The 24,101-nt window shown below is 44.8% G+C and carries 20 protein-coding genes; 7 read left to right on the top strand and 13 right to left on the bottom strand.

All coding sequences use genetic code 11. The features are described 5' to 3' along the window. Positions 1–131: 131 nt before the first annotated feature. On the top strand, positions 132–2,501 hold the full coding sequence (locus tag ACHZA2_RS16790; protein WP_319580655.1) for a PKD domain-containing protein: 2,370 nt from the start codon (positions 132–134) through the stop codon (positions 2,499–2,501). A 211-nt stretch (positions 2,502–2,712) separates the two neighbouring features. Here ACHZA2_RS16790 and ACHZA2_RS16785 read toward each other — a convergent pair whose 3' ends face one another. The 4 genes from ACHZA2_RS16785 to ACHZA2_RS16770 form a co-directional block, all read right to left on the bottom strand. Next, positions 2,713–4,014 carry an amino acid permease gene (locus ACHZA2_RS16785; protein WP_319580654.1) on the bottom strand — a complete coding sequence of 434 codons (1,302 nt, stop codon included), beginning with the start codon at positions 4,012–4,014 and terminating at the stop codon, positions 2,713–2,715. Positions 4,015–4,214: 200 nt separating this feature from the next. Further along, a complete protein-coding gene (locus ACHZA2_RS16780) occupies positions 4,215–4,781 on the bottom strand; it encodes a hypothetical protein (RefSeq protein ID WP_319580653.1) in 567 nt (188 codons plus the stop codon). Between the two features lie 77 nt (positions 4,782–4,858). Then, positions 4,859–6,268: an MFS transporter gene (locus tag ACHZA2_RS16775; protein ID WP_319580652.1), complete on the bottom strand. Its 1,410-nt coding sequence runs from the start codon at positions 6,266–6,268 to the stop codon at positions 4,859–4,861. Positions 6,269–6,414: 146 nt separating this feature from the next. Then, complete coding sequence (locus ACHZA2_RS16770; RefSeq protein WP_319580651.1) at positions 6,415–7,185, bottom strand: DUF169 domain-containing protein; 771 nt, start codon at positions 7,183–7,185, stop codon at positions 6,415–6,417. Positions 7,186–7,376: 191 nt separating this feature from the next. Between ACHZA2_RS16770 and ACHZA2_RS16765 the strand changes: the two genes are divergently transcribed. Continuing rightward, on the top strand, positions 7,377–9,620 hold the full coding sequence (locus tag ACHZA2_RS16765) for a 5'-nucleotidase C-terminal domain-containing protein (protein WP_319580650.1): 2,244 nt from the start codon (positions 7,377–7,379) through the stop codon (positions 9,618–9,620). 130 nt (positions 9,621–9,750) lie between these two features. Here ACHZA2_RS16765 and ACHZA2_RS16760 read toward each other — a convergent pair whose 3' ends face one another. Further along, positions 9,751–10,389: a DUF2115 domain-containing protein gene (locus ACHZA2_RS16760; protein ID WP_319580649.1), complete on the bottom strand. Its 639-nt coding sequence runs from the start codon at positions 10,387–10,389 to the stop codon at positions 9,751–9,753. Positions 10,390–10,645: 256 nt separating this feature from the next. Between ACHZA2_RS16760 and ACHZA2_RS16755 the strand changes: the two genes are divergently transcribed. Then, complete coding sequence (locus ACHZA2_RS16755; protein WP_319580648.1) at positions 10,646–11,725, top strand: class I SAM-dependent methyltransferase; 1,080 nt, start codon at positions 10,646–10,648, stop codon at positions 11,723–11,725. Further along, the gene (locus tag ACHZA2_RS16750) at positions 11,722–12,183 is read left to right on the top strand and encodes a GNAT family N-acetyltransferase (RefSeq protein WP_319580647.1); all 462 of its coding nucleotides are present in this window, start codon (positions 11,722–11,724) and stop codon (positions 12,181–12,183) included. Before ACHZA2_RS16755 ends, ACHZA2_RS16750 begins: the two co-directional genes overlap by 4 nt. Positions 12,184–12,277: 94 nt before the next feature. Here the strand turns inward: ACHZA2_RS16750 and ACHZA2_RS16745 are convergent, their stop codons facing one another. After that, the gene (locus ACHZA2_RS16745; RefSeq protein ID WP_319580646.1) at positions 12,278–12,772 is read right to left on the bottom strand and encodes a lectin-like protein; all 495 of its coding nucleotides are present in this window, start codon (positions 12,770–12,772) and stop codon (positions 12,278–12,280) included. 684 nt (positions 12,773–13,456) lie between these two features. Between ACHZA2_RS16745 and ACHZA2_RS16740 the strand changes: the two genes are divergently transcribed. Further along, entirely contained in the window at positions 13,457–13,945 is a 489-nt protein-coding gene (locus ACHZA2_RS16740) for a hypothetical protein (protein WP_319537766.1), read from the top strand. A 133-nt stretch (positions 13,946–14,078) separates the two neighbouring features. Here ACHZA2_RS16740 and ACHZA2_RS16735 read toward each other — a convergent pair whose 3' ends face one another. Beyond that, positions 14,079–15,386 (bottom strand): cache domain-containing protein, encoded by a 1,308-nt coding sequence (locus ACHZA2_RS16735; RefSeq protein ID WP_319580645.1) that lies wholly within the window; start codon positions 15,384–15,386, stop codon positions 14,079–14,081. A gap of 477 nt (positions 15,387–15,863) precedes the next feature. Between ACHZA2_RS16735 and ACHZA2_RS16730 the strand changes: the two genes are divergently transcribed. Both ACHZA2_RS16730 and ACHZA2_RS16725 read left to right on the top strand, forming a co-directional pair. Further along, on the top strand, positions 15,864–16,262 hold the full coding sequence (locus tag ACHZA2_RS16730; protein ID WP_319580644.1) for a VOC family protein: 399 nt from the start codon (positions 15,864–15,866) through the stop codon (positions 16,260–16,262). A gap of 231 nt (positions 16,263–16,493) precedes the next feature. Further along, positions 16,494–17,918, top strand: a complete 1,425-nt coding sequence (locus tag ACHZA2_RS16725; RefSeq protein WP_319580643.1) for an MFS transporter — start codon at positions 16,494–16,496, stop codon at positions 17,916–17,918. Between the two features lie 293 nt (positions 17,919–18,211). Here ACHZA2_RS16725 and ACHZA2_RS16720 read toward each other — a convergent pair whose 3' ends face one another. The 6 genes from ACHZA2_RS16720 to bioB all read right to left on the bottom strand — a co-directional run bounded on the left by ACHZA2_RS16720 (position 18,212) and on the right by bioB (position 23,974). Then, positions 18,212–18,658: a GNAT family N-acetyltransferase gene (locus ACHZA2_RS16720; RefSeq protein ID WP_319580642.1), complete on the bottom strand. Its 447-nt coding sequence runs from the start codon at positions 18,656–18,658 to the stop codon at positions 18,212–18,214. A 244-nt stretch (positions 18,659–18,902) separates the two neighbouring features. Then, the gene (bioD, locus tag ACHZA2_RS16715; RefSeq protein ID WP_319580641.1) at positions 18,903–19,595 is read right to left on the bottom strand and encodes a dethiobiotin synthase; all 693 of its coding nucleotides are present in this window, start codon (positions 19,593–19,595) and stop codon (positions 18,903–18,905) included. Further along, a complete protein-coding gene (bioF, locus tag ACHZA2_RS16710) occupies positions 19,595–20,761 on the bottom strand; it encodes an 8-amino-7-oxononanoate synthase (RefSeq protein ID WP_319580640.1) in 1,167 nt (388 codons plus the stop codon). Before bioF ends, bioD begins: the two co-directional genes overlap by 1 nt. Continuing rightward, positions 20,758–22,134, bottom strand: coding sequence for an adenosylmethionine--8-amino-7-oxononanoate transaminase (gene bioA / locus ACHZA2_RS16705; protein WP_319580639.1), 1,377 nt, complete (start codon positions 22,132–22,134; stop codon positions 20,758–20,760). Before bioA ends, bioF begins: the two co-directional genes overlap by 4 nt. Before the next feature lie 20 nt (positions 22,135–22,154). After that, positions 22,155–22,994, bottom strand: a complete 840-nt coding sequence (locus tag ACHZA2_RS16700) for a 6-carboxyhexanoate--CoA ligase (RefSeq protein WP_319580638.1) — start codon at positions 22,992–22,994, stop codon at positions 22,155–22,157. A gap of 2 nt (positions 22,995–22,996) precedes the next feature. After that, positions 22,997–23,974, bottom strand: a complete 978-nt coding sequence (bioB, locus tag ACHZA2_RS16695) for a biotin synthase BioB (RefSeq protein WP_319580637.1) — start codon at positions 23,972–23,974, stop codon at positions 22,997–22,999. Between the last annotated feature and the right edge of the window lie 127 nt (positions 23,975–24,101).

Below are 24,101 nucleotides of genomic sequence, written 5' to 3'. Positions count from 1 at the left end.
AAAACGATGGGTTCAATGGATGATATCAATTGGCTGGAGATCAGAAAGGATTTCCACAACAGCGAACAGGGAATACAAACAAGAGATGAAAGGTGGAGAACGAACCAGGGATCTCTGGATGGAGGTATCTGATGTACTCATATACCAGACGTATTACAACTCTATTTCTCTGTCTGGTACTCCTAGTATCTTTCGGGGTAGTTGGTTGTGGAGCTGACAACAAGATTATTGCACCAGGTTTTGAAAATTTTCTGAATTATTCTCTGTCAAATATTCCGGAGCCTGAAGAGATCATAATTCCTCCGCCATCGGTAAACAATACCAAAAACCTGTTATCAGCCCTGACACGAAAAGATACCAATCAGGTTGTTTCAGCACAATCATTTGTTGTTTCTGGTATGGAAACGATGGCTAGTGCAATCCTGGTTCCTATCTCTCCTACTCCGGAAGGGAGTGGATATTATTATTTTAATCCCACCGGAACGGATCCAAGTTACTATATCTATGAGTCTGGAACCTACACACTTCAAGACGGTTTTTCTACAAATAATACATCAGCAATATGGATCGGGGCTTCAGATGTGACTCTTGAAGGAAATGCACAGTCAATTTACGGTAATTTTGAAAATACCGGGATACTGAGTTCTGGAGAACGAAATGTGACGGTCAGGGATTTCGCCGGCATCAGAGAATTTTACTTTGGTATTGATTCTTTTAGCGATCAGGTATCTTTCATTAATAATTCGATATCAGATAACGACTATAACGGGATCAATGCAACCGGAACTGACATCACAATGACTCAAAATTCCCTGTATAACAACAGTAATTTTGGAAGTTACATGTATAGCACCGGTGCAATGGTAACAAAAAATACAGTTCATGACAATATGTTCGGAATGGGATGTTACGGTAATAACTCAATAATTGATGGGAATAAGGTTATAAAAAATGGATATTTTGGTGTTGCCGTTACAGGTATTGGATCCATAATAAGAGGCAATGAGATCAGCCAGAGCCGCGAAAATTTGCATATTATGGGAGATGATTCAATAATTACACAAAATACCATCTCCTCAGCAACCAGTTGGTATGGATATGGTATTTATTCATATGGAGAAAATCTGACATTCTCTGAAAATACTTTGAATAATAATGGATTCGGGTTAGTAGCAATGGGAAACTCATGTTTAGTCAGAAACAACAGAGCATATACAAATCAAAATGGCATTGGAATTATGGGAAATAACGGCACAATATCTGATAATATTATCCGTGACACAGCAGATTTTGGTATAGAAATACTTGGTTACGACTCTACAATCATTAACAATATTATCTCAAATGTATCAATCGGAGCAGTAATCATAGATTTACCCAATACAACCATTACAGGTAACCATATCGATAAAACTAGCCAATATTGCATTTTTATAAATGCATATGAAGACACAACCGGAGAAGGAAAAATTTACAACAATTACTTTGGAAGTGAAACAAATATTGGCGGATCGAAGAATTTTAGTAAATTTCATTATATCTGGACAAACCCTGCAGGTCCACAACCTGGAACAAATGTTGTAGGAGGTCCCTTTATTGCCGGTAACTACTGGAGTAATCAGAACGGAACAGGATGGTCTGATAAGCAGACTCCCTCTGTTACCGGGTATTCTACCACACCATACGAAGTAGTATTAAAATCTGGAATATACGATACTGCACCGCTCATTCCCCAGAAAACAGTAACCATTAATGCTTCTGTAAATGACTGGGCAGTCATTACACCTAATGGGAATAGTTCTTATCGATCATATACGAACCAGACATTTATCACCCAGGCAAAGCCCGGTGCTGACGTTACTGATCTCGTTGTAGACTCTGTATCCAAATCAAACGTAACCACCTGGACCTTTACTGAACTGACTGATGATCACACAATTCGGGCGATCGCAAATGCAACACCCGGTCAGGTTCATGTATTCTTTAATGCTTCAGATCGGTACGGGGAGAAACCTCTGACTATTTCGTTCTCATCAGAGCAGTCTCTTGGCTCACCCACCTCATGGTTCTGGCAGTTCGGGGACGGAACAACTAATACAACCCGGAACCCGATTCATTCATACGAGATTCCGGGAACATACACAGTGACATTACGTGCCCTCAATAGCCAGACAGGGGGTTATGCGGTCTGGAACAATTACATTACCGTGACAGACGGGCCTGTTCCAGAGCCAACTCTGACTCCGGTTCCAGGTAATATCATCACACAATTCTCTGCATATCCGGCAGCAGGAAATGCACCACTCGTCGTTGACTTCAGGGATTTAAGTTCTGGAAACCCGATCTCATGGGTATGGGACTTTGGGGACGGGGCACAATCATCACTGCAGAACACATCCCACACATATACAACAAAAGGTTCATATCCAGTTACATTGTCTGCAACCAATTCAAATTATGGTGCCAGCCTGATGATTCCAAATGCAATAGTTGTAACCTAACCTCATCACAATTCTTTGCTCTATTTTTGAATGATGAACTGATTATCCGGGTACGTGTATAACCCGTTCTTTTTCTGATCAACAGGTCATCAAGACCACAAGAGACACACCAACCACACCATTGAAGGAACTGTTTATCTGAATATATTTCATATATTCAGGCGCCGGGTTTAGTACTGTACAACTAACCCCCCAATAATTCATCTGATCCTTATATTCTATTCTGATAGAAGGCCTTCAGATCCTTGATGGTGATTGTCCGGTATATCCACCAGGCTATCGTTACAAGAATCGGCCAGACAATGGCCCATCCAACAAAAAACAATATTGCACCGGTGAGAAGAAACGAGATCCCGCTCACTATCCTTCCAAGACCGCTCTCTTTGAGTAGAACAAGCCCGGCAGCAGATCCCCCGAGGTACGTGAGAATAAATGTCGCATTCGGGATCTGGATAAGAGTTGCAAGCGAGACAATTCCTGTGCTGTATACCAGAAGGATTACTGCAAAACACACCATGAGAAATAGCAGTCCGCCCACTGGTGTTGAGTACCGGCGGGAAAGAAGGGAGAGCCTTTGAGGGGCACTACCGTTCTGTGCAAGAGTATATGCGAGCCGTGAGGCAGCACCGATATATGCAATTGACGGTGCTATCGTGATAAAAAGCGTGACAAACCCGGTGATAAACATCCCATTCTGTCCGGCAGCGATTCCAATCAGATGTATCAAAGAGACTTCAGATATTCCCGGCCCGTAACTGTGGGTTCCGATGACAGCACTCACCGTTGCCAGGTACAGGATACTGATCAGGACCGATGCGATGATAGTTCCCTTCAGGACATCACGCCGGGGATCCTCAAACTCTTCAGTTACATGGGATATGGCCTCCCATCCGAGAAAACACCAGAAGATCAGAGTCGCTGAATGTCCCACGCTGATCCATCCGTGTGGTAGAAATGGTGTCATATTTGCAGGATCTATCGAATGAAGACTACCAAGAACTGCCCCGACAAGAATGCCGATCGTTGCCACCACAACTGCCAGCTGAATCTGCCCGGTCAGTTTCATTCCAAGATAATTGGAGAGGAGACCAATTGCAAGAATGCAGGCCGTGACTGGAATGCGGGCTGAATCACCAAGGACAAAGGCACTACAAGTGTATCCTGCACCGGTGAGGGCTATTACCGGGACAGCCATGATCGCTGATAACAGGAAATAATAACCCACAAGTGATCCGATAGCCGGATTGAATGCTCGCGAGACAAAATGCGAAACACCGCCGGCATGAGGAAGTTTAATTGAGAGCAACCCCATGGTCAGAGCCATCGGGATCGCAAGAAGGCTCATGATAAGCCAGGCCAGCAGTGATGCCGGTCCTGCTAGTTCTGCAGTAAGCCCGGGAAGCAAAAGAATCCCGGAGCCCAGAACCGAACCGATATAGAGGGCAATTATCTGTCGAAGATTGAGAGATGCGGTTTTAGGAAGTGATGAGTCAATATCTGGCAGAGGTTTCATGATTACAGATCACAGAATAAAAGAACAGAGAAATTGTTAAATACAGAGGCAGAATATTGGAGTTTTAGACGCTTAAATCCACCCACCAGTCATGAATACTCTGGCGAATTGTGCTGATGGAGATTGATGAAAAGATCATCGCGATACATCAATCATTCGATCACAGCACAGTCCGGCATAAAGAAGATAGGGAAGAAGGATTACTGTGCCATTTTCTCTGTGATCTTCTTCCTGGCATAGGGTGGATACTTGATGGTAAACGCAATTCCAATGATCATTGATATCCAGAGGAAGGCATCACCCAGTACACCGAAGAAATCAGGGATAAAGAGTTCGATAACACTCTTCACTGCTCCGATGAAAAACAGCAGTCCCCAGAACCCGGTCATGACCTGATTAATCCTGATAAAGTTTGGATCGTTCCATTTCTCCTTTGGAACCTCCTTTTTTGCATACTGGATAGTAAAGGAGCTGCCGATTGCAATCGAACCAAATGCAATCAGAGTGAGGACCAGGCTTGAGATGAGACCGATATAGGGGATTACTGCATAAAACTTGAGGGGAATTACCAAAACACAGATTATAAAGAAATATAGTAATGTTACCCAGGGAACAATCAGTTTATTCTTCAGGTCAGACCAGCTGACAACTACCGAAAGAAGCAGACAGATAACCAGACATGCTTCAAGTTGAAAAAGACTGTGTCCTGCAAGGACACCGAAGATGATCCATGGAGAAAATGATATGAGTAATGTTAGCGGGTTCACATTCAGCGTTTGTCATAAACCCCAATAAAATATTGCTTAATTATTTCACGCACTGAAAAAAGAAGTTGGATATTGTATTATGCCTGCACTCCCCGCATCGTGTCTCCTGTTCCCCGCATGGCAGAGACGATAATTGCAAAGATTGTTATTGCTGACGATATCCAGAAGGCCAGGGTGATACCGTGGGTAAACGCAACCTGAATTGCGACCGGCTGATGAACTCCTCCAAAGATAAACATGTTCATCATCTCGTCAAGCGGAACTGTATTTATCAGGAGCGGCATCGCGATCGTCATCGATATGACCATTCCGGTATTCTGGAAAAATGCCCTCATGGCAGAGGCGGCCCCTCTTCGGTCCAGCGGAACTGATGTCATGATAGCACTCGTGTTCGGGGGCTGGAAAAGACCAGATCCAAACCCGTTGATAAAGAGCCAGACAGCAATGATCCAGTAAGCGGTATCATACTGCATCAAGGCAAGACCGACCAGTCCCACGAGTGATATTCCGAGCCCGAGGGTGGTTATCAGCCTCGACCCGTACCGGTCAGAGAGTGATCCACCGATCGGCCCAGATACCACAATTCCGATCGCCATCGGGACAACAAGGATACTGGCGATCAGGGGATCATACCCCTGCAACCCCTGGAAGAAGAGGATCAGAAGCATCATCACTGCACCTCGTGCAATCGCGTTAATAAATGCACTTGACTGGCCGAACAGGAATATTCTGCTCTTAAAGAGTGAGAGATCTATCATAGGATACGGGAAGGTCATCTCCTGTCTGATAAATGCCCCCAGTGTTACCAGGCCGATACAGAGTAATGTCAGCATGAGTGGATCAAACAGGCCCACCATGAAGCCTGCACTGCCATACACAGTCAGGGAGAGAAAGGCAACAGCAAACAGGATCATCCCCTTGAGATCAAAGGATTCGAGTCCTGAAAACTCCTGCACTTCTTTCAGGTTTTTATGGGCGTAATAACTTGCAAAGATTCCAATAGGGATATTTAAAAAGAAGTTTAGACGCCAGTCAATGAGGGTTAAAAAGCCGCCGATGACCGGACCTATGGCAAACGTCCCTGCCATGATCATCGAGAGGATACCCATGGCACGGCCCAGTTCATGTTTTGGAAACGCATCAGCAACAATGATTGTCCCGTTTGCGACAATGATTGCACCACCAATAGCCTGGAATACACGAAATCCTATCAACTGGTACACATCTGCAGCTATTCCACACAGGAGGGACGCAATAGTGAAGGTGACAAGACCGAAGATGTAGATCTTTTTCCTGCCATACATGTCTGCAAGACGCCCACTTGCCGGGGCAAGGATCGTCATAACCAGCATGTAGGCGATCAGCACCCACATCACATTCACGAGCGTGGTGTTGAGGCCGACCATCATCGTCGGAAGAGCGATGATCAGGGTGCTGGCATTCAGAATACCGACCAGCGTACCAAGTGAAGCGACGGTGAGAGCCACCCACTTGTACCGTTCCTCAGGGAGGGAGGATGATAGGGGAGGTTTTTTGAAAAACACCTTTACAATTTTGAGGGGAAACTATACAATGGTCACGTCAAAGAATTTCGGTGCAAATATCAAGGACATAGACGATTTTGACGCTTTCTCTATATTTTGTGTGATTCGTGCCCCTGCTCTATCTTTACCCTGACACGATCCCATGCAGGGGTTGTAAGAAAACTCTCTTCCATGTCCTGAACCATCCCGGTGAACTTCTTCATGGGAAGAGCGAAGGAGAGCATATCCATCTGAACGCACGGTCGTGCAGAAGGATCCATCATCCCGAGCACCGCCCTTGGGTCATCAGACTGTTCTTCATGCCAGGGATAGTAGATCAGAGATGAGCATCCTGCCCCCATCGGAGTGATCACCCCGAAGGGATCACTTCGATCAAAATTCGCGAGGGTAAATAATCCAGACAGCACCTCTCCATGTGCAAAGAAGATCACAGCTACCGGGTTATCCTTTTCAGTCAGGTTGTCCCATCGCTTGAAGATGAGATTTTTACCCGCTGAAGGAAGAGGCTCATAATCTTTCATCCACTCATCAACAACTTCAGGAGATTTTTTGTACCGTTCTCCTTCAGTCTTTCCTTCGAGACCATACGAGAGAAAATAATTGAAGTAGGGTATATCTCCTACTCCGTACCCGCAGTACCTCTGCCCGCCTTTGCATGTGACCGAAGAGGCATCAAGAACAAGGTTTTTTCCGTTCCTGACCTTTGTGAGATCGCAGACAAGACACTTCCACTTGTCTGATGGTCCGGGAGGGTCAAGGCCGCGAAGTTCAGAAGAGAACTCAAAGGTAATCGGCAGTGGTTCACCGGGAAAATACCGACCCCAGAGTCTGATAAAATCATCACGCAGTGAGAGGTTCATATCGATCCTTGAGTACCTGAAGATATACGGGTATGGATCTCAAAGAACCGGCCGGATGATGACATGAACATCCGTTGGTTGTCAATTTATGTAAAGGAAGAGATGAAGATTGTACTTGAATGAGTGGAATGGATGAGGATATGACTGAACACAGGCATCAATCTGGCGTTACCAGGAGATCTCAGGGGGTATTGCTCTTAATACTCCTGCTGACATGGGGGATAACCGGCATCTCTTTTGCAGAAGTATCATCGCAGAATACTGATCAACCGGTAAACCTCACAATCCTGGCAATCAATGACTTTCACGGTCAGATAACATCCGGAAAGATGGTCAACAACTCTCCGGTCGGCGGGCTTGGCTCCCTGGCCACATACCTGACTGATGTAGTGAATGTGTCAGGTGCAAACAGAACGATCATTGCTCTACCGGGGGACATCACAGGAGCATCAACGCCAGAGTCAGGCCTTCTCCTCGATGAACCTACCTTGCTCTTTTACAATCTCTTTTCAGGAAATACTTCAGGAAACAGGACATACCAGCCTATTACCTCTTGCCCGGTTGTGGCAACCGTGGGTAATCATGAGTTTGACCGCAACATATCAGAACTTATGCGCAAGATCGAGGGTGGGAATGCAGATACAACAATCCCTCATCTTCAGGATCCATATCCGGGATCTGATGCATCATTTTCTGCATCAAATGTGATATACAATAGTTCAGGAGAACTTCTGCTTCCTCCGTATACAATAAAAACGATAGATACCATTCCAGTTGCCTTTATCGGAGCAGTAACAACCTCTACCCCCTCCATTGTCTCCCATGATAATGTGAAAGATCTCACCTTCCTTGACGAGGCAGACTCCATCAATAAACAGGTAAAAGATCTCCAACGACTCGGACTTCATGCATTTGTTGTCCTGCTCCACGAAGGTGGATCGCAGAGTCCATATGACGGCCAGACTAAATCTGACACACAGGTGACGGGAAGAGTCGTAGATATTGTTTCCCGGCTCGACAGCGATGTTGATGTCGTCATTTCAGGTCACACTCACAACTTCACCAATGCATTCCTGCCAAATGCAGGGAACATTTCAGTTCTTGTAACTCAGGCGTACTCATATAGCAAAGGATTTGCTAATATCAGCCTGGCAGTAGACCCGGCAAGTCGGGATATCACCTGGAAGACCGCTTCTATCATAGTCCCGTACACAAACAGGGATTCAGGAACGAGACCAAACCAAGAGGCTGCCAGACTCCTAAATGACACGATCAATCTCACAAGCCCGTTGATCAACACGGTTATCTCCTCAACACAGATGAACATCAGCGTTGCAAGAGATGCAGATGGTGAATCCAACCTCTATGATCTGGTGACTGACTCGATGAGATATACTATGCAGTCTGACCTTGGGATGATCAACGAGGGTGCAGTCCGTGCAGATATTTACCCGGGAAATATTACCACCGGTAAGATGTATGAGATGCTGCCATTTGGAAACAACATCATAACCGTGAACATGACAGGTGAGCAGATTAGACTTGTTCTTGAGCAGCAATGGAACCGGACAGTTGCCACTGACCATATGTTACAAATTTCCGGGTTCAACTACACGTATGATGATTCAAAACCTGTCAATTCCAGGATACTCAGTATATCACGCAATGGAACACCAATAGAACCAGCCAGATGGTACTCTATTGCAACTGTCTCCTATCTGGCCTCGGGTGGTGACGGATACACGGTTATGAAGATCTCGCAGCCAGGAGTGACCGGTCCGCTTGATGTTGATTCTCTTACCTCATATATCAAATTGCTTCCTACACCGCTTGTTATCAATTACGATGGAAGAATCGTAAGAGTTGTTGATCCAGATATTGTGATTTCAGGCATCCACCCGGGTGAGGGCAGTCCTGGAGATAATCTTCAACTTACGATTACCGGAAGGAATTTTAATAACATTTCCACGATCTCCCTGCAGCATGAAGGCTCTCGTATCACCGGGGACAACCTGACTCTGTTGAATTCAACAGCGCTCACCTGTTCACTCCGGATTCCTATCACCTCTCTACTGGGCATATACAATCTTTCAGTCACCAACCCGGATGGCAAGGCAGGCATTCTGGCCGATACATTCATGGTCAGGCCGCTGTCACCCCCGGTTGTAACCACCATCAGACCCGGGTCAGCCAGGTCAGGGAATGATATCAGCGTGATCATCCAGGGCAATGGGTTCCTGCCAGGAATCAATGCAGATATTGAAAAAGATGAGATGACGATTTCCGGGAAACATCCTGCCCTGCTCTCCAACCAGACACTTTCATGCTCGTTTTCCATCCCCACCGGTTCAGCAGGGATGTGGAATGTCTCGGTTACAAACCCGGACATGCAGAGCAGTCATCTTGCAGAGGCTCTCAGAATAACTGATTCATAGCCTATCCCATAACCCGTACATCTTTTTTCTTGAAATTCCGCAGTTTTTGTCATCGGATGAGGGTAGATAAGCGATGTGAGAGTCACACGTTCAGATACGAAGACAAATGCGGAGTCAGGAAAAAAGGGTTTCACCCGTTAAAATGGTGAAAGTCATAGCAGTTCTTGATAAACTCCTGCTTCCGGTGCTCACTGGCATTGACCGGGGGCTTGAGATACCCAATCTCCGGGGTCTGTTCTGCCGGACAGAACGGGCATAAAGCGGCATCGACATCGTTGGCCTTGGTCCTGACCGGACAGTAATAGATCCCGTCGACGAAATCCACCTTATCCCCGCCCGGAAATGGCATACCAACCGGATGACCAGGTATCTTCTGAACAAACATGCAGAACCCGGAGAGCAAGAACTTCAGAAACCTGATCTGGTCCCCTTTTGCATCATTGGTTGAACACTGCGAAAGAACCATCGCCCAGTAATCAGATGCACTATCAGGGAGCGTTTCCTGCATGCTCTCAAATACACCCTGCTGGTTCATGAGTCGGATCTGCTGAAATGTTCCATGTAGATGAGCAGTTATCGCCTCTTCAAGGCGTTTACGAAGATCAGGCGAATAATCTTTAATCTTTTCAGAGAAGTTCCATATCATCTGTTCAAGATCACGGGGAGAATATGCAAGCACCATTACAGCGATGGCACTCCCGAGCTCACCCAGGGTCTTTTTTCCAGTTAGTTCAGTACAGTTTTTTTCTATTGAGTTTTCAGGAGACATGTCCCGTGACCGGGATGATAAAAAAGGAAATCTGGCCATATTTATGTGTGAAAGGTACTACCTGACGACTACCTCTCCTCCGGTACCGGTATCTTCTCTCCCTGATTCTATTTATTCTTCTGAGTATCAGAATGGAAACCGGTATTGCATTCATGATACATCTCCTGAATCATGCAGAAACAAAACAATCTTCAAGAATCAACCCCTATTTTCATACTCGGAATCATCGCTTTCGAAAAAATAGGGGTACAGATATATGCTGTTTCTATCAGAACGTGAGAAGAACGACTGGGTCAGGTATGCCAATGAAGTGATCACGACTCAGAAAAGTCCGGAGAATTATACCGATATCATAAGATCTAACCTGAAGTCTGCGTTTTATTATTATATCGCAACCACTCTTGCAGCTCAGGGATTTCATAACCGGTCAGATGAATGGCTCAACACCGGAACCCTTTGTGAAGAAGACGGGCTCTTTTCATCGACATTTCTGATGGGTTTTCTCCAACGGCATAGGGGAGAGATGATTCCTCCTGCTGTAGCATTCAAAGATCCCAAACCATTCATTCACTTTTCCCAGGTACCGTTCATGGTCCAGTCAAGAACCCAGTTGGTACACCAATTTGTTCATTCCCTGCCAGGATTTGATCATCAGATCAGGTTTATGGATATCGGATGCGGAGACGGGGCACTCACAGTTAAATTCCTGACCAGTCTCTTCCAATCAGGAAAGATTCCGGGAATCTCAGAGATTCTACTTATCGATTCATCACCAGCAATGATAGATCTGGCCACACAGAATGTCTCGGCTGCATTTTCGACCGTCACCATTTCAACAGAGTGTGCAAAGATTCAGGACTGTTCTTCATCAATCAGCAGGCATTTCGATATTGCAATGAGTTCACTCGCATATCACCACATGCCGGTCGAGGATAAACGGGTCCATCTTTCACACCTGAAACCGTGGATCAATCACTTTCTACTCTTCGAAATTGATGCCAATCATGATACTCCCGAGTTATACTCTCCCGAACTTGCCCTTTCGGTCTACCAGGTATATGGAAGAATTATCGATCAGGTATTTGCGCATGATGCATCAGTAGACCTGGCTATAGACTGTGTGGACTCGTTCCTCATGACCGAACTCATATCCATTCTTACCCAGCCACGAGGGGTAAGGACCGATTACCATATGCTCCGGACTGAGTGGAATGAACTGTTCAAAGCAACTCTGGGTCCTGAATTCTCATTACGATCAGACAGCACCTGTTATGGTGATGAGTACCTGACTATTTTTTCGATGCATTATGGCAGAGAAGAACGGAGTGCCAGATGAGTCTCTTTTCAATCGAACAGGTAACAAAAGACACATTCCCCGAGTTCTTCTCACTCCTCTGTGAACTGGCGGGATACGAACACCTCACTCCCCCTGATGAGAGTGCCAGGACACGACTCCTGAATGATCTCCTTGTCATACCACCAATGTTTGAGGCATATATTGGCAGACATAATGACACACCGGTCGGATTTGCGACTTTTTTCTTCTCGTACTCAACCTTTCTTGCACGACCTACCTTATTTCTTGAGGACATCTTTGTTCTCGAATCATACCGGGGCAACGGGTATGGACGACAACTCTTTGATTACTGCCTGAATGAAGCAAAAATAAGGGGATGTGGAAGGATGGACTGGATGGTGTTGACATGGAATGAGCCGTCGATCAGGTTCTATGAAACGATCGGAGGGTCGAGGCTTGGATGGTACACCTACCGCCTTGAGATCGATCAGATCTGATCGATTTCTCAAGGGTATGCTGATGACCTGATTTTTTCATGGATACCTGATTTGTATGTTCCTCATGCTGAAGAGCAACTTCATCAGATAATTGTTATTTGGGTACTTTTTCAGCGTATTTCCAATGAGTGGCTTGTGAAAAAACCATAAGAGGTGAGATCACCGGCTTCTCCCATTCAATAATATATGCTGTAACTCCATCGCCATCGTCGCGATGATCACCCCATGTGGATGACGGGGTGCAGGTATTCACATAGAAGAACAGTTTATCTTCTCCTCCAAGAAAATCATTCGGCTCTTCAGGAGACCAGTTCGTGTACTCCCATTTCTCTCCGGTCACCCAGGCCCATCCGGTACTTGAAGTCTGTGATCCTAATGGTTGCCATCCTCCTAACCATGGCCCAAACATATTCCCCCTGCACACAGACCAGTAGGACGTATTCTGAATATGAGAGAAGACGAGATCATTTTCAGCCTTTGAGGTAATTGTTGCCAGGTGTCCTTTTTTTGCTATTGCAGCAGCTCGCGCCTGATTCCAGGTAATTCCTGGAGCGATGACTACCTCGTATGTATGGGTAATACCGTTCACAGTTCTGGACCATAAGAGTGATTGATAGGTTGTTTGAGTGCTGGTGATTGTTTCAGATTCATCTGTCGTACTTGAATTCAAACCGGTATGATGAGATGAGTTCGGCATAGCAAAAAAGCTTACATCAAAAATATCTGATAAAATATTTACGTCCGTAGATACCGAGAGGTTTATGGTTATCAAGCCTGCTGACGGGTCAGCTGATGCATAGCATGTAACTATTGCTAATAAAATCAAAAGAAGAAACAGGCGGACTATTCCACGTATCATACGAGTAATCAACCATATACGGATTCGATCTATATCAGTGTTCTTCCAGGATCTGAAAGTATCATCTCCGATATTTAAACATTAAATCGATATATTATTGTATAAAATGAAAACGGAAGATAAATGAGGAATTTTTCATTCTCTAAAACAATAAACTCAACACGGAGTAATTCGAATATTGGAACGAATAAAATAATGATACTTGGGTTCATTTCCTTTAATGAAAAAACAGGAAGATATTCAGGTGAAGATTAACAAACAATCTGATTGATATAGGAATAAAATATTAATAGACAAATAATATTACTATTTTTTTATAATTTCATATGACGAGAAGATGGGGGGCTGCAAAGATGGATTATTTTTTTGGTGATCATTCTTCTACTGTGTTGTTTAATCTGTGAAGCAACACAAATGCCATGGCCCCCTGAAAATACATATGTCAAGAGAATTACCCAGACAGATCTCCTGGTATACGGAAATTTATCTCAAATTGTTGTTACATTTAAAGATCCAGCGAGACAGAATGGTAAAATATATACAATTGCTAACTTGACAGTCCTGGATATTCTCCATCAATCAAATACTACACCAGTCCATATCGGAGATACCATCCCTGTTCTCCGTAACGGGGGTTCGATTGGTAACCAGACTTCATGGAGAGGTAACAAAGCTGAGTTACGAGATGGAGAAGGGCCATACCCGGCCCAAATATATTCTCTGGTGTTAGATAAAGAAAATCCATTCCATATGAATAGATATTATTTTTTATCTGCAGATCTCGGTAAATCATATGATGAAGTAAAGAGTGATATTATGAACCTTCAATCAGGAAAGATAACTACTTCTCAAATACTAGAACGAGAAAAGGAGAAACGAGTATATTGGATGAAAAATTTGTAACAAAATCAACAATTCATATCTTGTATCATTCATAGGGGCCTGATTCAAGGTCCTTGAATAATTTTTTAAAAACAAAAAGGAGATAGATATTTCCCTGATACCCTTGTATTCCCAACTATTCGTAACAAGGGATTTAGGGCTGTGCAAAGACACCGGCTGATATAACCATGTCATCTCCAGCCAGTTCCGAATATCCGAGTTTTAATCTATTCTCATATCCGGACTTCGGATCTGCGTAGAAATAGTACGTGAATCCACCACCATTTTTCGCATTGGTTATCATCTGCCTGACAGGATACTTTCCATAGGGCTCCTGAACATTGAAATAATTCTGTCCTACCCTTCCGGGAAGAAATGAATTTGCCAGGACCGTGCCATTCAGATCCACAGCATAGATAAACATTTCAGGATCAGAGAATGAACCGTTCGGATCATTAAACTCCTGGATAGCAGCAGATTTTCCATGTTCATTCACATACGATTTGGCTTCTTCTACCTTCATCACCAGGTTTTCCCTGACATCTGGCGAGAAGTTGACCTGAACATCCGGCACATACCTGCCATTACCTATCACCCATTCTTCATCAACCGGTTTGATATATGATACCTTGAATTCATGTTTATTTCCTGCATCAGGATTAATATAAACATAATACCAGAATCCGCCACCCTCTTTTGCCAACGAGAGTTTTTCTCCTCCAATAGACACTCCGTTAATATCAGTGAAGGTTGATTCATTGGAACCAATTTTATCAGGACTGAACGGATGAGACAGGGTAGTCCCATTCATGCTAAAACCAAAAATATATGATCCGTTCACTGTGTATGGTCCGGTCTGATTATTAAAAACCTTAAGTGCCTGTTTTTTCCCGACTTCATTGACATAAACGAAAGCATCGTTTACGGTACCAGTCAGAGAATTTCTCATCAATTCAGGAGAACTGTTCGGTATTGAGTATGCATCTCCGTATATACCAGAACCCAGCCACCAGTTTTCATCAACCCGCTTCACATACGCGAGCTTTGGTTCTGTCTTTCCGGTGATGGGATCCTCGTACTTATATGTTACAAATCCGCTTCCATTCAGGGCAGTATCCCGCATCATAGCGATCATTCGCTTTCCATCTGGATCGGTGAGAGACAGTTTGTTCTTCCCTTTATATTCGGGATGAAATGGATGAGCCAGATTTATTCCTGAAATATCATACGCCCAGATATACACATTCCCTCTTGTGAATGAACCATTGGGATCTGAATACATCGCAAGAGCAGGATCTTTCCCAACCTTTTGTGAGTAAAAAGATGCTTCGTTAACAAAATTTACTAGATCCTGAACTGAAGAGACATTTTGAACAGGTGATATGGCTTCGGTTTCTGCTGCAAAGCAGCAGGTACTGAAGACCAGAACCAGAACTCCAACAATCAAATACCGATGCAACATATGGGATATCTGTGTTGAAAAGTATTTGAGGATGATGATTCTACAACAGAAATATGATCAAAACAGGGCGTTAATCCTGTATAATCAGGCTGATTGGTAACTATGCCGGTTTACCGGTCACAAATCTATGGTCATATCACCAACACAAAACGGTGATCTCCTTATCAGGGCCAGATAAGGAATGTATGAAAGTAGTATTTTGAGATCATAACACTGCAGATGAGTATTTTTGTAATTATTGCAGGTGTTTGGATAAAAATCCCGAAGATATAAATGAAAAAAACCTAATGTAAGGATAAATTCGTGACTTATCTGATATATTTCTCGATTCAGGTTTACAGCCAGGTAAAATGGATATACTCTGAAGTCAACCATTCGGATAGGTTTGACCGTCCAGAAACAACCGTGTTCTATCTCCAATGAAACAGATATAATGTTACAGAACGTCAGATAGTTCATCGAAAGGAGGAGAAAAGAATGAAGATAATGAACCCGGTTGTGCACTTTGAGATGCCGTATGAGCAGAGTGACCGGCTGATGACCTTTTATTCACAAGTATTTGGCTGGGAGATGAACGCATTAGGTCAGGAGATGGGAGGATATGTTCTTGCCACCACCACCGAGACCGATGAGAACCGTATGCCTCTCAGGCCAGGTACAATCGGAGGCGGATTCTTCCCGAAGGGTCCTGATATGCCCACGTGCCCATCAGTGGTCATCGCCGTAGAGGATATCGGTGCAGCAATGAAGCGGGCTGCTGATGCAGGAGGAACGATAGTCGGGCATCCGGTTGAAATTTCCGGCATCGGGCAGTATGTTGCGATTATCGATTCAGAAGGGAACCGGATTGGAATGCTTCAACCGCTGGAGATGTAACCTTCACTAAGGAATCTCCTACCGGCTAAACCATGAAATGAGGATGCAAATACAAAATCCAACTTATCTTTGAAACCCGTGAGAATATTCAGAATCTGGATGTCAGTCCACACCGGAGTGCGGCGATCGATTCTCAAGTAGCCAGAACCGGGATTAGTAAAGGATATCTTGTACCGTCACATACGTTCATAAGTAATCCTTATTACAAGAATCGACCCAACATGTTACCCCATGTTTTCAATCACCTCCAATCATCTCCATCAGAAACTTCTCCTTGCGGTTATTGCAATTGGAATGTTTTTAGACGGCCTTGATGGTTCAATCGTGACCATCATCCTTCCTCAGATATCAGAATCGTTCGGCACCGATACCGGAACGGTATCCTGGGTCATCATCACTTACCTTCTGATGATGGCAGGGCTCATCCTAATCATTGGAAAGACGGCCGAACGGGGATATATCAAGAGAATATTTCTCCTGGGAGTCTGTGTATTTGCCCTAGGATCTGCTATATGTGGAATCTCTCCAAACCTGGAAGTTCTTCTTGGATCCAGGATCATCCAGGGGATCGGTGCTGCTATGATAGCAGCAACCGCAACACTACTCTGTGTAACCTATCTTCCAAAAGAGATGCTCGGAATGGCTTTGGGCACAATCTCCATGTCAGTATCCATTGGAGTAGCTGCCGGGCCTGCCATCGGTGGATTCATTGCTCAATATCTCTCCTGGCACTGGGCATTTCTGATCAATGTCCCGGTTAGCATCATCATTGTGATACTGGCTTTATACGTAATTCCGGCGGATGTCAAGCGGGAGAACCAGTCCTTTGATATTCCCGGGGCTGCTCTTCTCTTTGGTTTTATGGCATCCGGGGTGTTCGTGCTTGAGCGTATCCCTCATCTGGGTATATCAGATCTTCAGATCATCATCTGCACCGGAATTTGCATGATCACTCTGATCTTATTTCTGCTTCGCGAACACAGATGCCAGGTACCACTGATACATTTCAGGATATTTGGAGCCTGGGAATTTACTGCAACACTTATTGCATTTCTCTTGTTTGGATGTGTATACATGGGAGTTCTCTATCTGCTCCCCTTCTTCCTCCAGGCAGGAATGGGGTATGATCCTGTAATTTCAGGATTATATCTCCTCATTCCTCCGGTCCTGACAGCTATCATCGGGATTCCGATGGGAACATGGTCAGATCGGATCGGCAGAAGACCATTTGCGATAGCAGGATCGGTATTCATCATTGCAGTGACCGGGACCTTTATGCTGATACAACCGATTACAGGGTTTGTTCCACTCCTTCTTGGGTTATTGTGTATGGGATTTTTCTGGGGATGCGCCGGAGGACCGGTTGCCAGCAGGGTTGTTGAGACTGCACCAGAGGGTGAAGAAGGAACAGGATCTTCATTGATGGTCACAGCGATGTATCTTGGCAGCGTTATCGGTACTGCTCTCTTTGCAACATTCTTCACGATGGGGACTGCAACAAATGGGAAGATTGCGTTCTCTGACCTTACTTCCGGCATATTCATGCAGGGTTTTCACACAGCAATGGCTGTCGGACTAATTCTTTCTGTAATAACTCTTGTATTATCTGTAGTTGTAAGAGAACAGAAGAATGGAAGGCATTCAGATCAGGAATGAGAGAATGACCGGTAAAAGATAGATAGATTCAGATTAATGATGTTTTGATACAACACCATGGATTTTTCCTCTTTTTTGAAGTAGACAGAGCATCCGGGCTTAAGTCATGGAACGTGTCCAGGTGGAGAGAACTCATGAGAATATTCAACTTGCCTGATTGCTAAGTAGAATCTAAAGATAACCTCACAATCCTGACACTACCCCGTCAAGCAACTTTTATTTTGTCTAAGTGTATAAAAAAAGCCACCTCAACAACGATTTCTATATTCCCGTTGGGCGACGTAAATTCCCGGTTATAGACTTCGTTTCAAGTAAATCATATCGATTAGTTGGTGTCCATCTTCATACATAGGATGGTCATAATTATCGATGAAAAAGTTTTTTACAACGTGTGATTTTACAAATCCACATCTTTCGTAAAAACGAAGTATCACAGGGCAATCGCCCGTTCCAACATATAACTCACTGCCAGAGTTCTTGTAGTAATCAACAATAAACTGAATCAGCTTTTGTCCATATCCTTTCCGTTGATATGTAGGAACGGTAACAATATTCTTGAGTTCATATATTCCCGCTTGCTCTTGTGTAACAACGCAAATTGCCCTGATATCATTATCATACAAAGCGAACATATCACCGCGATACAAGTATTTTTCAATCATACTTACCTGCTCATCTCCAATAAGCAGCAATTCCAGATATGTTGTTTTATCGCTATCGTTGATTTTCTCAAAATTCATTTGCCATTTTCCCCTTTTTTTGCAATCATCTCTGTTAATCTATCATATCAGTTTCATTTTGAAATTGGGGCACACATATCGGTCTAAATATTAGACATGCCACTTTGTAGGTGGCACATCTACATCATATTTTCATATTCGGTATAATGCGCTGAATGCTTTTAGTTGAAACAATTCCTCTGATTATTCATAAATATGAACATAATTTCCTTTACGCAACAACGTTCCCAGCCCATGAGTAAATTCATCCCAACTTCGCAATCGGTTGGTTGGACCTGTGTATCCACTGCGATATCTGATCAATCACGGACATGGTATCGGAAGCATCGATCCATGGAATCACTCCGAGTACCTCGATATCCCCAAACTCCCGGATTAGCGATACGGTTTTGTCAATATCAGGACCGGAAGAGGAACCCCGGTATCCGTTGATTATGACACCTCTCACCTGAATTCCTAACGACCGGGCCGTATGAACAGTGAGCAAAATATGATTGATCGTTCCAAGATCCGGTCTGGCTATTATAAGTAAAGGAAGATTGCATGCTATTGCAATATCTGCCATCAAAACGTTCTCTGCAACAGGGACCATCAATCCGCCGGCTCCCTCTACCAGAATAAACTCGGACCTTTTTGTTACATGACCATACATCTCCAGGATCTTTTCCAGAGATATCGATACGTGAGCGTACTCTGCAGCGAGTATCGGAGCCAGTGGTTCCTCAAACGAGTATGTAAACGAGTCTTCACACGGCCCAGGATATCCTATTGCCCGGGAAAGATAGGACGCATCACTCTCATACAAATCAGTAACACCTGACTGAACCGGTTTAAAAACTCCGACCTGATATCGGGCGGATACATACCTGGCTAGACCGGCAGTCACTACAGTCTTTCCAATCCCGGTATCAGTACCGGTAACAAAAAAACCATTCATCAGATCATGCCAGTTTTTCTTCCGGCTCTCTCGAATGATGAGATTGCCTGATCAAGATGTTCTCGGGTATGAGTTGCCATGGTAGTAACCCGGATTCTTCCTGATCCCTCCGGGACAGTAGGTGGTCTGATAGCAGGAGAAAATATTCCTTCCTCTTCCAGAATCGAACTGAACAAGACCGTATCCTTGTTTCTCCCAACCATGACAGGTAGTATAGGGGTGATTCCGTCCGGAACAACAAGGCCGATCGATTGTAATCCCTCACGGAGATATCGGGAATTTTCTGATAATTTTTTCACTCTCCAGTTCTCTTCCTGTAGAATATCAATGGCTGCTGATGCTGCAGCAACTGAAGAAGGAGCAAGTGCAGTTGAGAAGATGAACGGGCGTGACACATTCCTGAGGATATCTGCGAGGAGATCTGAACCGGCAATAAACCCTCCTTCTGATCCAAGAGCCTTCGATAATGTACCCATGTGAAGATCAGCACCAGAATTGAGGTTGAAATGTTCACATACTCCTCTCCCGGTCTTTCCCAACACCCCGGTACCGTGGGCATCATCAATCATCAGTGCACATTCGTACTTTCTGGCTATCTCCACCAGTTCAGGGACAGGGGCGATATCACCGTCCATACTGAAGACTCCATCAGATACGATGAGTCCGCCTGTCTTCCCATGGGCCCTGATCTTCGCTTCAAGGTCCTGCATGTTGCAATGATCATACACAGATATCGTTGCCTTTGAAAGCCGGGCACCATCGATGATACTTGCATGATTCAGCGAATCCGAGTAGATGACAGTACTGGCATCAGAGAAGGCGGTAATTCCCCCCACGTTCGCCATATAACCGCAATTGAAGAGAACTGAAGAACTCTGTTCTTTGAAATCCGCTATTTTCTTTTCCAGCTCTTCATGAAGTGATGTATTCCCGGTAATTAGCCGGGATGCACCAGAGCCGGTGCCCCAGGTGGCAATACTCTCTGATGCCCGCTGACAGATGACCGGGTGATTACTGAGTCCAAGATAATTATTCGATGCAAAATTCAGTACCCTCTTCCCGTTCATGACCATCTCAGGTCCTGATGTCTGTTCAACCAATCGGAGATGACGATAGGTCCCTGACTTTTGAATAGCCTGAAGCCTAGATTCTGCATCCCCTATCATTCAATCACCTGTGCCGATCTGATGGATTCAAACAGGATATTGAGCATCGCCTGTAATTCTACGAGGGTAGAGGAGAGCGGCGGAAGAAATACGATAACATCTCCGAGAGGACGGGTGATCATACCGCGATGTTGTGCCCCTAGAATGACCGACTTGATTACCCCGTCTTCAGGCAGATACGGCTCTCTGGAATCAGGATTTTTGACCAGTTCAATTCCCACCATCATACCAACCTGTCGTATCTCACCAACATGTGACAGTGTTCTGAACCGTTCTAATCCTGATTCAATAACCCTGATCTTTTCAGATAATGCCGGGATTATTTGATCTTTTCTGAACAACTCAAGATTTGCCCGGGCAACAGCACAGGCGAGTTGGTTCCCTGTGTAACTGTGACCATGGTAGAACGTCCTGGACTCGTTCGGTTCCCCAAGAAATGCATTGAAGATCTCCTCTGTCGTGAGGGTTGCTGCAAGAGGCAGATACCCTCCGGTCAGTCCCTTTGCAACGGTCATGATATCAGGACAGATCCCTTCATGGTCACATGCAAACATCTTCCCGGTTCTACCAAACCCGGTAGCAACCTCGTCTGCTATCAGGAGAATATGGTAGGTGCTGCAGAGTTCCCTGACCTTTGTGAGGTATCCGGGAGGGAAGGTAAGCATCCCGGCTGCACCCATAACCAGTGGCTCGATGATAAACGCAGCAATGTTCTCATGCTGCTCTTGGATCACCGTTTGTAAGGAGTCGAGACATTTCTTCTCACAGGTATTCTGGTCGCATCCAAACGGACACCGATAGCAGTACGGACAGGGAATGCTGATAGTTGGAAAGAGCATGGGGTGATAGGTGGAATGAAAGAGCTCGATCCCTCCAACAGATACCGACCCGATGGTGTCACCATGGTATGAGTTTACCAGATGGAGAAACCTCGTTTTAGATGGGACAGGGTTTTCACGCTGTTGCCAGTACTGGAACGCGATTTTAAGCGCAATCTCTACCGCTTCAGAACCACTATCACTGTAAAAAACCCGGGTCAGCCCGGGAGGGGAGATTGAGATGAGTTCCTTTGCCAGTAAAACCCCGGGAGGGCTTGTCATGCCGAGAAATGTCGAGTGTGCGATTGATTCTAGTTGGTGTGTAATTGCTTCATCGAGTTCTGGTCTTCTGTGCCCGTGCAGATTAACCCACATCGATGAGTTGCCATCATAATACCAGTTCCCGTCCTGATCACAGAGCCTGATTCCTTCTCCCCCGGTTATGACAAGTTGAGATTCTTCCTGCCATTCCTTCATCTGTGTAAAGGGATGCCAGACGTATTGTTTATCGATGGCTTCTATGGTTTGGTTTTTCAGGATGGTTTGATTGTTCATGATAATCACCGGTTGAATACTTATTCAGAGTGCGAGAAGAGTTGATCAAGTGAAAAATCCGTATGAAATGGTGAGATCCTGTCAATGAGGACCGGAGTGTTTCTGAGATACCGGGAGTACACGTCCCAGGAGAATCCATCATACTGCACGAAAAATACCCTTCCACCCTTTGCAGATGGCGGTTTCAGATGAGGAATTCTGAAATACCCCTTCCCAGTGACTGATACGTACCCGATATGATAATCCGGATTATCTGAGTAGCATACTTCAGCCCTGGCACCCGGTGCATGTGCCACCTTTGTTGCCAGAACAAGAGCCTCTTTGAGACGAGTATGGGCCAGGTCATGATCATGTAAGATATCATCCATTATGTGGTGAGCAGAAGGAGTAAAATCCATGGTTGTCGCCCTGATACCTTTCCCGTCAGGATTTTGTATTGAAGACGAAGAGAAGTCCATGACCAGTGCACCGGACAAATTTTTTCCCTGCGAATCTCCATTCATTAAAAAATCTGATGCATAATGAATAGATTGAGGGGATATTCCTGCACTCTGAAGTAATCCCCTACAGGCTCTTTGTGCTGATGAATGATCCGGTACCTGAACCAGAAAGACCGGGAGTGATGGAATATATTCAATTCTTTCAGGATTGATCAACTGAATCTTCAGATTGATGAAGTCAGGAACTCCGTTGTCATGATTCTGTGCACGATGAATAAGGGCTTTGCTGATCTCATCGATCTCCTCTTTCAGGACAATTCGTTCTGCTCCGGAGATATGCTCCTGCACCGGCTCGGAGTCAGGATCATCCTGAACGAAAACCCTTGAGGCCCGCATCTTAATGCTATAATATTCTGGCATCTTTACAAGGAGTATCCCATGTCGTTTGCCAGATTCAGGTCGTCACGTATTTCACGCCCATTCGTGGTGAGGTAATTTCCAACCATCATTCCATTGAGACCGGCCAGCAGACCAATTGACTGCATATCACGGAGAAGTTTCTCACGGCCTCCGGCTGATCGTATTTCAGCATGAGGAAGGATGAATCTGAAGAGGGCAAATGTCTTGATGATCTCAGGAGGAAGAAGAGGAGGCTCATCACCGAGCGGTGTTCCCGGTATGGCATCCAGTATATTGATGGGAACTGAGTCGATATTGAGATCATGAAGTGCATATGCCAGATCAATCCTCTGTTCCATACGTTCTCCAAGACCAATGATTCCTCCCGAGCAGATCTCCATCCCGGCTGCCCTGGCAGATTTAACGGTCCTGATCCGGTCCTGGTAGGTATGAGTCGTGACAATATGAGGGAAAAAATCTTCGGATGTCTCCAGATTATGATGGTAGCGGGAAACACCGGCTTCCCTGAGCATCAATGCAGCCTCCTCTGTTAATTCTCCAAGTGATACGCATAATTTTAAGTTGGTCTCATTTGAAAGACGGCGAATAATCCGGAGAATGGCAATGAAATCAGGATCGTGCTCTGTAACCCCTCGACCACTGGTTACGATGGCAAACCGGTGTGTCCCTGCCCTCTCCATATCATGGACATATTGAAGGATTTTTCCTTCGTCAAGAAGAGGATACGTATCTATTGCACAGGTACTGAAGGCTGATTGAGAACAGAATTTGCAGTCCTCTGAGCAGTTTCCTGATTTGCCATTGATGATAGAGCAGAGATCGATCCGATTCCCGGTGTATTGTTCGCGGATTTTTGATGCCAGTGCTGCAAGAATATAGATATCTGCTCCGGTAGCCTGTGCAAGATCCAGGGCTTCGCTTCTGGTTATTGAACCACCATTCAGAACTTTCTGCCCTGCCGAAAGAATACGATCAAACATTTCCGCCTAATGATTAACGTAAGGGCCGATAAATATACGTAAATAAAATTGTTTCTGATAGTTGCCCTATAATCTTTTTTTATTTGAGAGGAGGAAAATCTGGCAGATTATCGGCCCTTAAGGTTGA

Origin of the sequence: uncultured Methanospirillum sp. (genome assembly GCF_963668415.2) — an archaeon.
GTDB lineage: Archaea > Halobacteriota > Methanomicrobia > Methanomicrobiales > Methanospirillaceae > Methanospirillum.
This window is presented reverse-complemented; position numbering and strand designations above follow the sequence as displayed.

Coding starts and splice junctions, on each gene's coding strand:
- ACHZA2_RS16790 (WP_319580655.1), top strand. CDS start 132: ATGTACTCATATACCAGACGTATTACAACTCTATTTCTCTGTCTGGTA.
- ACHZA2_RS16785 (WP_319580654.1), bottom strand. CDS start 4,014: ATGAAACCTCTGCCAGATATTGACTCATCACTTCCTAAAACCGCATCT.
- ACHZA2_RS16770 (WP_319580651.1), bottom strand. CDS start 7,185: ATGAACCTCTCACTGCGTGATGATTTTATCAGACTCTGGGGTCGGTAT.
- ACHZA2_RS16760 (WP_319580649.1), bottom strand. CDS start 10,389: ATGTCTCCTGAAAACTCAATAGAAAAAAACTGTACTGAACTAACTGGA.
- ACHZA2_RS16755 (WP_319580648.1), top strand. CDS start 10,646: ATGCTGTTTCTATCAGAACGTGAGAAGAACGACTGGGTCAGGTATGCC.
- ACHZA2_RS16750 (WP_319580647.1), top strand. CDS start 11,722: ATGAGTCTCTTTTCAATCGAACAGGTAACAAAAGACACATTCCCCGAG.
- ACHZA2_RS16740 (WP_319537766.1), top strand. CDS start 13,457: ATGCCATGGCCCCCTGAAAATACATATGTCAAGAGAATTACCCAGACA.
- ACHZA2_RS16735 (WP_319580645.1), bottom strand. CDS start 15,386: ATGTTGCATCGGTATTTGATTGTTGGAGTTCTGGTTCTGGTCTTCAGT.
- ACHZA2_RS16730 (WP_319580644.1), top strand. CDS start 15,864: ATGAAGATAATGAACCCGGTTGTGCACTTTGAGATGCCGTATGAGCAG.
- ACHZA2_RS16725 (WP_319580643.1), top strand. CDS start 16,494: ATGTTTTCAATCACCTCCAATCATCTCCATCAGAAACTTCTCCTTGCG.
- ACHZA2_RS16720 (WP_319580642.1), bottom strand. CDS start 18,658: ATGAATTTTGAGAAAATCAACGATAGCGATAAAACAACATATCTGGAA.
- bioD (WP_319580641.1), bottom strand. CDS start 19,595: ATGAATGGTTTTTTTGTTACCGGTACTGATACCGGGATTGGAAAGACT.
- bioF (WP_319580640.1), bottom strand. CDS start 20,761: ATGATAGGGGATGCAGAATCTAGGCTTCAGGCTATTCAAAAGTCAGGG.
- bioA (WP_319580639.1), bottom strand. CDS start 22,134: ATGAACAATCAAACCATCCTGAAAAACCAAACCATAGAAGCCATCGAT.
- ACHZA2_RS16700 (WP_319580638.1), bottom strand. CDS start 22,994: ATGCCAGAATATTATAGCATTAAGATGCGGGCCTCAAGGGTTTTCGTT.
- bioB (WP_319580637.1), bottom strand. CDS start 23,974: ATGTTTGATCGTATTCTTTCGGCAGGGCAGAAAGTTCTGAATGGTGGT.